An 11,834-nucleotide genomic window follows, 5' to 3' on the forward strand; every position below is an offset into this window, starting at 1 on the left:
AGAAGGCAATCGCCTTCCTTCGTTACGCTTGCGGTTTTCGTACATACGCCCGAATGACGCCAATCGTCGAATCGGTCGGATTGACGATCTTGTAGTTTTTCACCGATGCCGGCACGATGAACGTTTCCGCGTAATGCACTTCAAATGGTTCAAACGATCCGTCCACGCTTTCGATTCGCGCCATTTGGCCCTCAATCAAGTTCAGCATGTTGACATTGTCCTCGTTTTCCACCAGCGCCTCGTCCTCGATCCACAACCGGCGCGTTTCAATGTATTCCAGCTCGTGCAATCCGGTATGTTCCTCTTTGACATGTTCGTCCTCGCGAACGGTATAAACCGCGTTGACAAGATTGTCCTCGACCCATTTTGTCGTCCGGTCCCATTGAATGTTTTGCTTTCCGTGGTCGATATGAACCGGTCTAGGCAGTCCGTCCAGCCCGACACGCGCCCAGTCCCACAATTTAAACGTGAAACAGTACGGCGTCGCGCTAATTTCCAGCACCATCGCGTCCGCGCCCGAGCAATGGCAAGTCCCTGCCGGAATGAGGAAGTGGTCGTGCTTCTTCGCCGGAAACTTGTTGATGTATTTTTCGGCGTCGAACAAGATCTCGCCCCGGTTAGCCGCGTACAAATCCGCGATCATTTGTTCTTTGTCGACGCCTTCTTTCAAGCCCAAATACACCGTCGCCCCGTCTTTGGCGTCCAAAATATAATAGCTTTCATCTTGCGTGTACGCCATGCCGAACGTGCGGTGGATGTATTCGGTGAGCGGGTGAACTTGCAGCGACAGGTTTTGCCCGCCAATCGTGTCCAAAAAGTCGAAACGAATCGGGAATTCCGCGCCAAACCGGGAATAGACGGACGCGCCCAACAGCGGTTTTGGCTCGTAAAGAACGAGATCCATGGCCGGCAGCTCGATGTACCCGTTGCCAAAATCCAAATAAATCGAGTTTTCTTCCGGGACGCCGTCAAAGCTCCACGCGTAGTTTTCCTTGTCCGGATCCAAATTGCACACGTCTTTCATCCACTGGCCGCCCCAGACACCCGGATCAAAATACGGCACGAGCCGGAACGGCCGGTGCGCCATTTGCGCCAGACCGGCACGCACCGCTTCACCGGCTACCATTTTCACATGATCCATGTCGTTCGTGTCGAGAAAATAGTCGATGGAATCAAACAGCGATCGTTTATGCTTGTCGGCCACCCGCCATTCGGTAAAGAATCCGCGTTTGATTTTCCGCAAAGCGTCCTCGTCGAAATTGTCTTCCTGAAAATTCGCCATTCCATTGCGATAGCGCAGCGTGATTTCCCAACGCGCCATATCCAAATACACGAGGGTCCCGGTTGCTATCAGGCTGGCGCCATACCCGTACACGATGACACGCTGTCCCGCCTCGGCCGCTTCTTTGGCGCGCGCTTGCAGCGCGGCCCGCTTTTCCGGTACGATAAAGTTGTCGATTTCCCCATAGTACATCCGTCCGAAAATGCGGTCGTCCGTGATATGGTATCGAAGCTGTTCGCGAATCGTTTCCTTGGCTTTGAACATGTCGATCGCGTCGATCCATACGTCGTGCGGTATTTGTTTGAGTTCGGTCTTCACTTTCTCGTCGTATACGCCCGGATACGTGTCGAACACGAGCGTCGGTCCTTGAGGTTGCAACGTCGCGCGAATCGCGTCCCATCCGTCGATGAGCGCGTCGGGATATCCGTTGATTTTTGTTTTTGGATGCGGATCATATAAGCTTTTCATTGGTTTCTCCTTCATTCTTCCCATTCGATTTTTCCATCGCGTTTGAATACGCGGACCGGAAACGGCATCGCCTCCACGCGCGCGTAGTCGTGTCCGGCATCGTTGTTCCATACGCAAATGACTTCGAGCGCCTCGTCGCCCGTATTGATGAGGCGATGCGCGTAGTGCCCGTCGATTTTATGTAACGTGCCCGGCTCCATCGCTTCGCACCAGCACGTGCCCGTTTCATCCATCAGCATCAGCAATCCGCTTCCTTTAGCGCACCAGTAATATTCCTGGCAATCCAGGTTCGAATGAAAATGGCCGCGCGTCATATTGCATTCGCCATCCACCGTGACAGGTTCCAGTTTTGAAATCCCCCAGTTCAAATGGCCGCCCACAATATCCGGGTCCGTCAGACACTGCACCGAATACATGATCGTGTCGGGATCGAGCGTTTCATCCACGCTTTTATAAAATGTTTTCGCGTCCCGATACCGCTTGATGGAGGTTTCCATCTGCTCCGATTTTAACCCCGCCTCCCAGTCATGGAAAAACGGGGAACGTTTGATTTCCATAGTCCTCTCCTCTCCCTTAAAAGGTATATCATTATTATAAGTTGCAAAAAAGCGACCGTCAACACGAAAAATAATCTTTCCCGACAAAAAAAAGGAAGACGATTGGTCTTCCCATTCTTTATTGTACGGTCAAAACATAAACGTTTCCATCTTTACTTAAGGTTCCAGTCAATGTTACTTCTTGCCCACCGTTTCCTGTATATCCTTTAAGGACAATATATTGCGTCTGATCTGCATTCCATAATACCATGGACATATTTCCGTTCGCATCTTCTTTCAAAGCCTGCGGTACGTTTCCAGTTACCCATGTTTCCTGATTGGGAACCAAATATTGATCTACATTCTCTAACACCCAGTCAACACTTGCCGGCCCGTTGTGTGGTGTGCCATCGCCGCCAACAACAACTTGTTCCTCGTCGGCGTTCCAGTTTGGATTGTTGTGCGGATAGCCGTTGTAGCCTACCGCGCTTTCCGCCGCCTTTTCGTCGGAAACGGTTTCGGTTTCCGGCTGTTTTGCGGACTGGTCTTCTTTTTCCGGCTGTTCTTCCTCCACCACTTTGATTTTCAAAACGTTGCTGTCGATGGCGTCCTGTTTGGCCTGCACGGCGTAGTCGCCGGCTTTGGACGCTTTAAAGACATACTTTTTGTCTTTCATCGTAATGTTCGCCCCATTCATGGCCGCGAACGACTCCGTTTGGATCGTAAAGTTCTTTGGTGTGGCGTTCACCGTGATTTCCAGTTCCTCATCCACATCGACTTCCGTTTTCGCGGCCGTCAATTCGATCTTTTCCAGTTTCTTTTCCGCTTCTTTCTTTGGTTCCTCTTTTGGCGCGCTTGCGCATCCGACCGTCAACGCGAGGCCAAGGCAGAGCGCCAATGCTTTTGTGATTGTTTTCATATATCATTCCCCCTGTAATCGCTTTCATTATACATGTAACGATTGCCTATTTCAACAAAAATTAAACAATATTTTTATTTGATAGATAAGTTATTTTGTTTTATCATTTATTTGACAGCTGCTTTGCTTTTTCTTTTAAAAAAACGGCCATTCTTATCGTATTTTTTATGCTCGCTTTTTTATAAAAGACAAGTCATGCCTTTATTACCTTTTTCATAAGATAATTCTATCTGTTCTTTTTTACATTTTATAGACTATCATTGTTGTTTTCAATGGGAGCGGAATAAGATGCCGTTTTTATGGATAAGTTACACATTTTTATTTTTTATCCAGTCGTAATCTAATTCAATACTGTTATCTTTCTTCCGTTTTCGGACGCCTTTTCTATGAAAACACTTGAACCCTATCCAGAGTGCTCCTATAATCCAAGGCATGAAATTCACCCACTGTTTTTACGATTTATAACCGGAGGTCATCATGAACATTTACATTGCGATTTTCGATCAGGACATCGTACGCGCAGAAAACACCAAACACTTTGTCGCCCAGCTTTTCCATCAGCTTCATTTTCCTTGCGAGATTCATATTCTTTTGGACCGCGCTTCCCTTATGGCCGTGCGTCACCAAGTCCAGCTGTTGTTTCTCGATATCGACCACGATCCAAAAGCGATTGAAACTGGCATGCAAATCAAGCACACCAACAAAGACTGTCTGATCGTCCTGAATTCAAAAAACGGTGCCAAGCTCCGGCAGGGATACTTGACACAAGCCACTTACTATATGATCGACTCCACCTCTTTTTCGCAATTTGAAAAGGCTTTGAAACCCGCCTTGATCCACTCGTTTCAAAACCATCTTTCTTTTTACGATCCGTCCGTTTCAAGCACGCGCATCGCGCTGCATGACATTTTATATTTTGAATTTCAACGGAAAACGACATACATGATTCTTTGCTCCGGTCAAAAAATTAAAACGCCTTACCCGCTTCATGTTTGGATGAAGAAACTGAGAAATACCGGATTCGCCCAATGCTTTAAATCCATCTACGTTCGACTGGATGCGATTTTAAAAATTGAAAAAAACGAAATCACCTTACTAAACAAGCAAACCCTTCCACTGTCAAGAAAATACAAGCCTGAATTTTTAGAAGCGTGGAAAGACCATACCCAAGTTGAGTAAATAGGCACGACCCTTTGAATTTCCCGCAAAACATCTTATGATTATTAAAAGAAACAATGGAGGATAGTATGAAAAAAATCATTGGACTCTTTCTGGCGGGCGGACTTGTCCTCTGCGCCGGATGCGGAAATAAAAAAGAGCTGACCAGCATTCAGCTCAATCCAGAAGCGAACAAAGTTCTTGTGGATACCAATACGGATATCGCGATCGTCACCGATCCTGAAAACGTGCAGCTCACCGATTCGGATTTTTCAACCCTTGGCGGCAACGTGGAAGTCAACAAAGACAACGCGGAATTCTCCGCTTCCAAACCGGGAACCTACACTATTACAGCGAAAAAAGACGGTATCACAAGCAACACCATTAAAATTACCGTGGTCGAGCAGCAAACAGAACTCGCCAAAGTCAAAGTGCCGGATACAAAACCAAAGACCGACACAAGCGCAAACAGCGAAGCGAATGTTTCCCAATCCGAAACGGACATCAACGTCAACGTTTCCGACAACACAAGCAGCTCGTCCCAGACAGAAAGCAGCAGCTCGACAACAACAACGCCAAGCTCCAGCACAACCAGCTCGTCTTCGAGCAATGCGGGCATAAGCCAGTCCCAGTCGACAAGCGACAGCCAGGATGACGACCAGCCTTACATTCCACCAAAGGCCGACGCCGACGCACTCAGCGCATCCGACCTCACAAAAGATCCCGACAAATACGCCGGACAGGACGTGACCGTTGTCGGAACGTTGAACGACAAAGGCACTTCACTGGATGGCATGAAGCTTATTGGCTATCCAGTCGGAATCCATTCCGTTCCAGCGCAGCTGACAGGAACACTGGAAAAGCAAGACGATGGCTCTTACGCGCTGGATGTCACCAGCTACGCCCAAGTTCAATAAACTTTCTTCGACTTTGCTTACGCAAAGTCTTTTTTTCGCACAGGCAACACTTATATTTTGTATTATGTTGGTCATATTTCTTTGCGCTTTTTCCAAAATGAATTATATTGAAGATAACATTGGAGGCATTTTATGAAAAAAATAATTAGCTTTTTCGCGGTATGCTCGCTCATCCTTTTGGCAGGCTGTTCAGCAACCAGCAAAAAAACCGAAACTTTAAAAACCATTCAGCTGGATCCGGAAGCCGACAAAGTTCTTGTCGACACCGACACCGATATCCATATCAAAACCGATCCGGCAACTATTCAATTAACCGATAAAGACTTCACTTGTTCTGGAGGAAATGTCAAAGTGACAAAAGACAATGCCGAATTTTCCGCCTCCGACGCGGGAACCTACACGATTTCCGCCAAACAGGGCAACGTAACAAGCAACACGATCACCATCACTGTCGTTGCTGAAGAAAGCGAACTGGTTGCAGCAGCCGATACCGACCAGACAACAAGCAGCGCGCCGGCAACGGACGATTCCCAGACGACCAGCAACGATGCGACGACGAGCACAGACAATACTGCCTCTTCCTCCTCAAACGCGGGCAGCTCTGCTTCCACACAAACACAAACGCAAAACCCTGGCGAAGCCTCGCCAGACGCGATTGACGTCGCCACGATCTTAAGCGATCCGGACGATTATGTCGGCCAGTCGATCACGATCATTGGCGCGTTGCCACAAACCGCCGCTTACGACGCCAACAACAACCCATACGAAATCATTTACCCGACAAGCGGCGGTAGCGATATCAACGATCCAAGCGACCGGCTTCGTCTTGAAGGGGCCAATGTCACGATTGGCGGATGTATCGCCGAACTAACCGGCACGCTTGAAAAGCAGAAAATCGGCAACGATCAATACGTGTTCAACGTAACCAGCTTCGAGGAAGTATCGGACGAATCCGCACATAGTTAACCATCGAATTTTTGTGAAAATGACGAAGGGGGTTCGTCATTCCGTTTCTCTCCAGCCCGCTGTTTAGCGGGCTTCTTTCTATTTATACGAAAAAAGAGCGTTTCCGCTCTATTGTTCCGTTGTATTGCGCGCCGCGCCATCCAAAACCATCCGCGCTTCCACCACATACAATTCATACGTGCCATCCTCTCGCTGTTCCAAAACGCCATCCAGCTCCGCCAAGCATCCACCAAACGAAAGCGGCTCGCCCGACAAGCGCAACAATCCATGCTCCTCGTTTCCATCCGCAGGCAAAGCCACCGCATATGGCTGTCCGTTTTCATCCCGCATCACGACTTGCGGCAAAGAAGCCAAAACAGTAATTTGCCGGTCGACATAAGCCGCCGGGTCCGCCAGCACCCAGCCCGCATCCAGCGTTTTTGGACGCTCCTCATCCGGCACCGGCTCCAATTCGTACTCCTCCGGCTTTGGATCATGATAGCCGACATCGACAATGAGTGCGTTGCTTACTATCTGATTTTGTCGTGCGACAATCGAATAAACACCATTTTCGAACGCCTCAAAGTAAAACCGTCCATTCTGCTCCACGATTTGCGCATCTTCGATGGGTTCAAACGCGTCCGCCGATAACGATCGCGAACTGCTCACCACGATTTCCAAAGGCTCCTTGACTTGAATTTTCTCTTTTTCTGCCGATAAAGAAATTGAATCCGGCTTCGCCACACATCCGCTCAAAGCAAGGCATAAAACCGTCGCAATCATTCCCTTTCTCATTCTTATTCTCCTTCTTCCACAACAACGGGCAAAGAAAGATCCCGCTTCTTTACCCGCTCCTGCACGATTTTCCCATTCTCAACTAAACTATATGTCGCATCGTCCCGCTTCAAATAGTAGCGAGACCATTCTTTTTCGCGATCCATCCCCTGTAAACATGAGAAAGCGGCTGCCATCACAAAAACAAGACAGCCAATTCCGCCAAGCACAAGAGGCGAGCTTCGCCGATGCTGCTCCCCTTCTAAATAAAAATAAAGGCGATTGACAAACAACTGCGACTCAAACGTCGTAAAGCCGAGAAAAAATCCCGGCTTTTCCTGATTCCACATCCACCAAAACACAATCGAACGAAGCATGCGAAACGAAAACCAGCTCTTTCTTTTGAGCAAGTCCATATTCTTTTTCTCCGCTTCCGGCCATAAATCCCGATAGCGAAGCACCACGACCCGCCGATACCAGTAAATGCCCAAACGAATCAACTGCGCAACGCATCCCACGATCCAAATCCCGGCAACCATCCAGAAAACAGAAATCATCGCTTTGCTTTTAAGCGAGCCTGAATCATTCCTTCCAGTTTTTCTAGCTCCTCCACATCTTCTGTTTTTTCAATCAGATGCGACGCCATGGAAAATCCGCTCTTTTTCCCCAGCATCGACTGCACGTATTCCTCGTTCGTGATGACCGGCACAAATTCGCGCGCCGGCACTTTCGTATGAATCGAAACGCCGCCAATCTGGATCCATCCTTCTTTTAGCAGCGTCCGCAAAACGGCTTGCACCGTGCTTTGCTTAAATTCAATCGGAGCGGCCATGATAATATCTGTCGAGGACATCGGTCCCTCGCCTTCCCACAACACACTCATCACTTCAAACTCCATTTTCGTCAAGATCCTTCTCATTCTCATCCACCTCTTTCTCTCTCCCAAACGACAGGCAAATCGCTTTCCTGCTCGAAAAACCGTTCCGCCGGTTTTCTTTCTTTGACTTTTCCATTTTCAATCAACCACATTGTGCCATCGGCTCGCGCCACCCAATACGCGTCAAAAGCGGGAGATTCCAATCCTTGAAATCCAAAAGCCAGTGTCAGCACCAGCGCCAGCGATCCAGCCGTCAGCACGCGTTTTAACCTTTGCTCCATGCGAAGTCCCCACAAATACGATGACATTTGCTGCGCTTTTCCTCGCGCACTACTCTTACGAAGCTTCTTTTCCATCCCCAGAAGAACTTGGGCGTAAATCAAATACTCGTCCGGCGCTAGGCTGGATGCCACCTTTTGATCCACACGGGTTTCTAAAAAAAACTCCAGCTGTGCGCCTAGACGCCCCATCCACGGACACCACCAGTACACGATACGCAATCCGTTTCCAAATCGCAACCACCACAAATCCCGATGATCCAGGTGCGCGCTTTCATGAAGTAAAACGCAGCGAAGCTCCATAGGCTCCCAGTGCAAGTCCGGCAAATAAATCGTTTTTTCCCATCCCATAACGCCTGGCTCTTCGATTCGCTCGCCCATCCGTACCGGATAGGGACACCCCGCAATCCTTTGAAGCGGATACAACGTTCGCAGATGCCGAAGCCATGCCCTTTGCTGAATCGAAACGATCGCGTATCGAACGCCTTGCACCATCATTCCCGCCAGCCATATCCAACCGACCAGACTTTGACAAGCAGGAGAAAAAAATTCCCGTCCATCCCAAAAGGTCCAAGGCAGCCAAAGCCGAAGGAAAATCACAACAAGAAATCCTTGAATCAGGCCGCCGCGAACATACCGATAATGTTCCTTTCGACTAAGAAGCACAGCGAGCAAGCCGATCAAAATCGCAGCTTCCAGTCCCGCGATTCCCATGGAAAACCAGGATAGTTCCATGTCAATCCCCTCTCTATTGCCCACAGTATATCAGAATTTTGATTATATTGCACATTTTTACAGCTCACAACAGGAATTTGTACAAAAAATAAAAAAACGGGTCCCTCACAACAAGGCCCGAACTCCTTTGATTTTCCGCAAACTCCAAGTCAAAACAAAAGAAAGCGCGAAAACGACGACCGAAACCGACGGCACCATCCAGATCCCGGCGACCGCCTGCAAATCCATTTGCGAAGCCAGGATCCGCAGCACGAGAATGTGCGTCAAATAAATGCCCAGCGTGCATTGGGATAGGACATGGATCCACGCCTTCATCCGCGCCGAAACCGAAGGCGCGAAATCTTTGAAAAACACAAATACCGCGACCGCCTCCAGCGCTGTGAAAATCGTGAAATTGTTGTAGAGGTCCGCATACGCCTCACCGTTTTGCCGGGAAACGAGCGCTGTCAATAAAGCGCACACCACCGGACAAAGCGCGCCCGCCCCATAAAGAATTCGCTTTTGGGTTTTGGAAAACGAGCAGCGCGTCAAAAACCACCCGAGCAAAAAGTAGCTGGAATACAACAGCACGAGCTCCGTCGGAATTTGGTCGGCCAGCAAAACAATCGTTTGCGCGCCCGGCAAAAACGGGCACGCCTTCAGCGTCTTGACGATGGCCGCCACCAAAAACACGACGATTCCATACCGAATCAAATCCCGATCGGCGCGCTCGGTTATCTTTTTAAGCAGCGGGGAAATCACATACAAGCCAATCAGCATCGGAATGTACCACAAATGCTTCGGTCCCGCGATCCACGCCTGCAACACATACAGCGGCTGGCACGCCACGGCCCCCGTCCACACGTCATAAACCGTATACACCGCCGACCAAACCACATACGCCAGCGCGATCCGGCCAATGGATTTTCGATACAGCTTTCGCAGCGAAATTCGCCGCTCCGGCGCGAGGAAAAACACGCCGCTCAGCATCACAAACAGCGGGACCGCCGAACGAACGAGCGCGTCGTAGGCGTTGTACGCCATCCAGTTTTCCGCTTCCACCGGCGTCGTGTCAAAAAAGCGCGAAGCCGCGTGCAGCACCACCACCATAAAGCACGCCAAAATCCGCAGCAAATCAAAATGGATTTGCCGTTCCGGCTTCTTTTCCGTTGTTTTCATCGCGTCACTCCTGTCCTTCGTATCCCACGAACAATCGCGCCCATTATATCGAGGATCCCCCGCCATTTCAAGAAACCAAAGCGCAAAAAAGGCTTCGCTTTTACTCGAAGCCTTCCTCGTCGCTCACCATGCTGCCATTCATGTATCCGCAGGAAAAACCATCCTGAAAGCTTTGATCGACGATTTTTTGCATCCGTTCTTCCAGCTGGGCCTTGAGCGCGTCCTTCGCGTTCAAATCCAGCTTCGCGATATTCGGATCCGCCAAAATCGCCTCGATCGCGCTTTGAAGAGCCGCGTCATCCTTCTTCTTCACATCGTCCGGACTCATTTCCTCGTCCATCTCGTTCATGGCTTTTTTAAAATCCTCGCCAAGCGTCTTAAAAAAATGTGCCATACGCCCGCCTCCTTTTTTCTTATTGTACGGCACGAAAGTTTTCAAAGAAATCAATGTGCCTGCAAGACTTCGTCCACCCGCGCTTCGATATCCGCCACCGTGCGCGCCGTTGGCTCGTATTCAAATGGCGCGAACCCGTATCCCGCCAGCACGAAGGGCACACCCGCCTGCCTGGCCGAAAGAAAATCGTTGGCAATGTCGCCCACGTACACGGCCTGCTCAATGCCGTTTTCCACCATCACATCCCGAATGTTTTCCGCCTTTTCCTTGCGGAAGTCGCCAAACGACCGCGTCCAATCCACGACATCTTGCAACCCGTAATGCTCCAGAAACGCCTCGATATAGCCGGCCTGGCAATTCGATACGATCCCGATTCCGTATTGATCATGAAGCTTTTCCAGCAAAGGCCGCACCCCGTCGAACAGCACGCCGCCATGCTGGCGGATATACTCGTTTTCATGCAGCTCGCAAGCGCGCAGGATGGCCTCGCGACGCGCCTCTGGCAAATACGGAAACAACTTGTCGCCAATTTGATCCATGGAAAACCCCATCACGCGCTTCATTTCCTCCTGCGAAACCGGCCGCGTGTCCGGATAGCGCGCCAGCACCTCGTTCCACGCCAAAATCACGCTCGCCGTCGAATCCCACAACGTGCCGTCCAAGTCAAACAACACCGCCTTTTTCCAGTTTTTCATCTTCCTCTTTCTCCATTTCTTTCTTATTTTACCGCATACCGCAAAATCGTTTTCCGTTTGGCCGGTTCCACCCGGTTCGCGTTGCTCAAGTAAATTTCACGATGCGCGGCTTGCGCCCGCTCCAAATGATTGTCCCGCGTGAACGCATCCATTTTCGCGAAAGAAGCCGGCTCGTCGTCGTACGATCCCACATGCAGCACCTGCACGCACGGCCCATCCGCCATGGCGCCAAACCGCACGTTTTCCCAAAGCGGACTCGGCTTTTTCTCCTTCACCCGCGCCAGCGCGGCTTGCGCCAGTTTCTCGTCGACAAAATCGGGCTGCGCGATCATGATCGTATACGCCAAATGGTCTTTGACAAGCTTTCCGTCCTCCATGCCGTTTGACCAGACGCCCTCGAGCGGAAACACGGTAAAATCGTCGAACACGTCGGAAAGCGGCGCTTCCTTGTACGCCTTTTTGATCGCGTACGCCCACGCATACAAAACAGACACGCGATTCGAAAAATCCGCCTCGTTGGGATTTCCCTTCCCGTCTATCAAAATATAGTTTGTTGGCAAAACATTCACGAGCGACGGGGACGTTTTCGCTCCGTATTCGGTTTTCTTTTGTTTTCGCCATTCATATTTCATAACAACATCTCCTTGTAAACTATCGTACCACAGGAAGAAAACAACTGGGACACGCGCATGTCGTTT

Annotated in this window: 14 protein-coding genes; 3 read left to right on the forward strand and 11 right to left on the reverse strand. The window is 49.8% G+C overall.

Translation table 11 applies throughout. The annotated features are described in order from the left end of the window. Nucleotides 1-22: 22 nt before the first annotated feature. The 3 genes from ABNS49_RS11285 to ABNS49_RS11295 form a co-directional block, all read right to left on the reverse strand. Entirely contained in the window at nt 23-1,750 is a 1,728-nt protein-coding gene (locus ABNS49_RS11285) for a class I mannose-6-phosphate isomerase (RefSeq protein WP_135979056.1), read from the reverse strand. Nucleotides 1,751-1,761: 11 nt separating this feature from the next. Next, nucleotides 1,762-2,307 (reverse strand): glucose-6-phosphate isomerase family protein, encoded by a 546-nt coding sequence (locus ABNS49_RS11290; protein ID WP_135979057.1) that lies wholly within the window; start codon nt 2,305-2,307, stop codon nt 1,762-1,764. 118 nt (nt 2,308-2,425) lie between these two features. Beyond that, nucleotides 2,426-3,205, reverse strand: coding sequence for a hypothetical protein (locus tag ABNS49_RS11295; RefSeq protein WP_135979058.1), 780 nt, complete (start codon nt 3,203-3,205; stop codon nt 2,426-2,428). A 477-nt stretch (nt 3,206-3,682) separates the two neighbouring features. On the opposite strand from ABNS49_RS11295, the gene ABNS49_RS11300 reads away from it, so the two are divergent. The 3 genes from ABNS49_RS11300 (at nt 3,683) to ABNS49_RS11310 (ending at nt 6,246) form a co-directional block, all read left to right on the forward strand. Then, nucleotides 3,683-4,384: a LytTR family DNA-binding domain-containing protein gene (locus ABNS49_RS11300; protein WP_135979059.1), complete on the forward strand. Its 702-nt coding sequence runs from the start codon at nt 3,683-3,685 to the stop codon at nt 4,382-4,384. A 68-nt stretch (nt 4,385-4,452) separates the two neighbouring features. Continuing rightward, nucleotides 4,453-5,280: a hypothetical protein gene (locus tag ABNS49_RS11305; protein ID WP_135979060.1), complete on the forward strand. Its 828-nt coding sequence runs from the start codon at nt 4,453-4,455 to the stop codon at nt 5,278-5,280. A gap of 132 nt (nt 5,281-5,412) precedes the next feature. Further along, nucleotides 5,413-6,246, forward strand: coding sequence for a hypothetical protein (locus ABNS49_RS11310; RefSeq protein WP_135979061.1), 834 nt, complete (start codon nt 5,413-5,415; stop codon nt 6,244-6,246). 108 nt (nt 6,247-6,354) lie between these two features. Here ABNS49_RS11310 and ABNS49_RS11315 read toward each other — a convergent pair whose 3' ends face one another. The 8 genes from ABNS49_RS11315 to ABNS49_RS11350 form a co-directional block, all read right to left on the reverse strand. After that, the gene (locus ABNS49_RS11315) at nt 6,355-7,020 is read right to left on the reverse strand and encodes a hypothetical protein (RefSeq protein WP_135979062.1); all 666 of its coding nucleotides are present in this window, start codon (nt 7,018-7,020) and stop codon (nt 6,355-6,357) included. Between the two features lie 2 nt (nt 7,021-7,022). Continuing rightward, nucleotides 7,023-7,556 (reverse strand): hypothetical protein, encoded by a 534-nt coding sequence (locus ABNS49_RS11320; RefSeq protein WP_135979063.1) that lies wholly within the window; start codon nt 7,554-7,556, stop codon nt 7,023-7,025. Further along, nucleotides 7,553-7,918: a BlaI/MecI/CopY family transcriptional regulator gene (locus ABNS49_RS11325; RefSeq protein WP_168353477.1), complete on the reverse strand. Its 366-nt coding sequence runs from the start codon at nt 7,916-7,918 to the stop codon at nt 7,553-7,555. Before ABNS49_RS11325 ends, ABNS49_RS11320 begins: the two co-directional genes overlap by 4 nt. 2 nt (nt 7,919-7,920) lie before the next feature. Continuing rightward, nucleotides 7,921-8,889 (reverse strand): M56 family metallopeptidase, encoded by a 969-nt coding sequence (locus tag ABNS49_RS11330; protein WP_288342396.1) that lies wholly within the window; start codon nt 8,887-8,889, stop codon nt 7,921-7,923. A gap of 105 nt (nt 8,890-8,994) precedes the next feature. Continuing rightward, on the reverse strand, nt 8,995-10,047 hold the full coding sequence (locus ABNS49_RS11335; RefSeq protein ID WP_168353478.1) for an acyltransferase: 1,053 nt from the start codon (nt 10,045-10,047) through the stop codon (nt 8,995-8,997). Nucleotides 10,048-10,147: 100 nt separating this feature from the next. Further along, nucleotides 10,148-10,441: a hypothetical protein gene (locus ABNS49_RS11340; protein ID WP_135979067.1), complete on the reverse strand. Its 294-nt coding sequence runs from the start codon at nt 10,439-10,441 to the stop codon at nt 10,148-10,150. A 50-nt stretch (nt 10,442-10,491) separates the two neighbouring features. Next, the gene (locus tag ABNS49_RS11345; protein ID WP_135979068.1) at nt 10,492-11,136 is read right to left on the reverse strand and encodes an HAD family hydrolase; all 645 of its coding nucleotides are present in this window, start codon (nt 11,134-11,136) and stop codon (nt 10,492-10,494) included. A 23-nt stretch (nt 11,137-11,159) separates the two neighbouring features. Next, nucleotides 11,160-11,768: a GyrI-like domain-containing protein gene (locus tag ABNS49_RS11350; protein WP_135979069.1), complete on the reverse strand. Its 609-nt coding sequence runs from the start codon at nt 11,766-11,768 to the stop codon at nt 11,160-11,162. Nucleotides 11,769-11,834 lie beyond the last annotated feature (66 nt).

The sequence above is a fragment of the uncultured Dubosiella sp. genome (assembly GCF_964018005.1).
Taxonomy (GTDB): Bacteria; Bacillota_I; Bacilli_A; order Erysipelotrichales; family Erysipelotrichaceae; genus Dubosiella; species Dubosiella muris.

Bases quoted from the DNA above. Each gene is read 5' to 3' on its own strand.
- ABNS49_RS11320 (WP_135979063.1), bottom strand. From the start codon at position 7,556: ATGATTTCTGTTTTCTGGATGGTTGCCGGGATTTGGATCGTGGGATGC.
- ABNS49_RS11305 (WP_135979060.1), top strand. From the start codon at position 4,453: ATGAAAAAAATCATTGGACTCTTTCTGGCGGGCGGACTTGTCCTCTGC.
- ABNS49_RS11350 (WP_135979069.1), bottom strand. From the start codon at position 11,768: ATGAAATATGAATGGCGAAAACAAAAGAAAACCGAATACGGAGCGAAA.
- ABNS49_RS11330 (WP_288342396.1), bottom strand. From the start codon at position 8,889: ATGGAACTATCCTGGTTTTCCATGGGAATCGCGGGACTGGAAGCTGCG.
- ABNS49_RS11300 (WP_135979059.1), top strand. From the start codon at position 3,683: ATGAACATTTACATTGCGATTTTCGATCAGGACATCGTACGCGCAGAA.
- ABNS49_RS11340 (WP_135979067.1), bottom strand. From the start codon at position 10,441: ATGGCACATTTTTTTAAGACGCTTGGCGAGGATTTTAAAAAAGCCATG.
- ABNS49_RS11345 (WP_135979068.1), bottom strand. From the start codon at position 11,136: ATGAAAAACTGGAAAAAGGCGGTGTTGTTTGACTTGGACGGCACGTTG.
- ABNS49_RS11335 (WP_168353478.1), bottom strand. From the start codon at position 10,047: ATGAAAACAACGGAAAAGAAGCCGGAACGGCAAATCCATTTTGATTTG.
- ABNS49_RS11285 (WP_135979056.1), bottom strand. From the start codon at position 1,750: ATGAAAAGCTTATATGATCCGCATCCAAAAACAAAAATCAACGGATAT.
- ABNS49_RS11310 (WP_135979061.1), top strand. From the start codon at position 5,413: ATGAAAAAAATAATTAGCTTTTTCGCGGTATGCTCGCTCATCCTTTTG.
- ABNS49_RS11290 (WP_135979057.1), bottom strand. From the start codon at position 2,307: ATGGAAATCAAACGTTCCCCGTTTTTCCATGACTGGGAGGCGGGGTTA.
- ABNS49_RS11295 (WP_135979058.1), bottom strand. From the start codon at position 3,205: ATGAAAACAATCACAAAAGCATTGGCGCTCTGCCTTGGCCTCGCGTTG.
- ABNS49_RS11325 (WP_168353477.1), bottom strand. From the start codon at position 7,918: ATGAGAAGGATCTTGACGAAAATGGAGTTTGAAGTGATGAGTGTGTTG.
- ABNS49_RS11315 (WP_135979062.1), bottom strand. From the start codon at position 7,020: ATGAGAAAGGGAATGATTGCGACGGTTTTATGCCTTGCTTTGAGCGGA.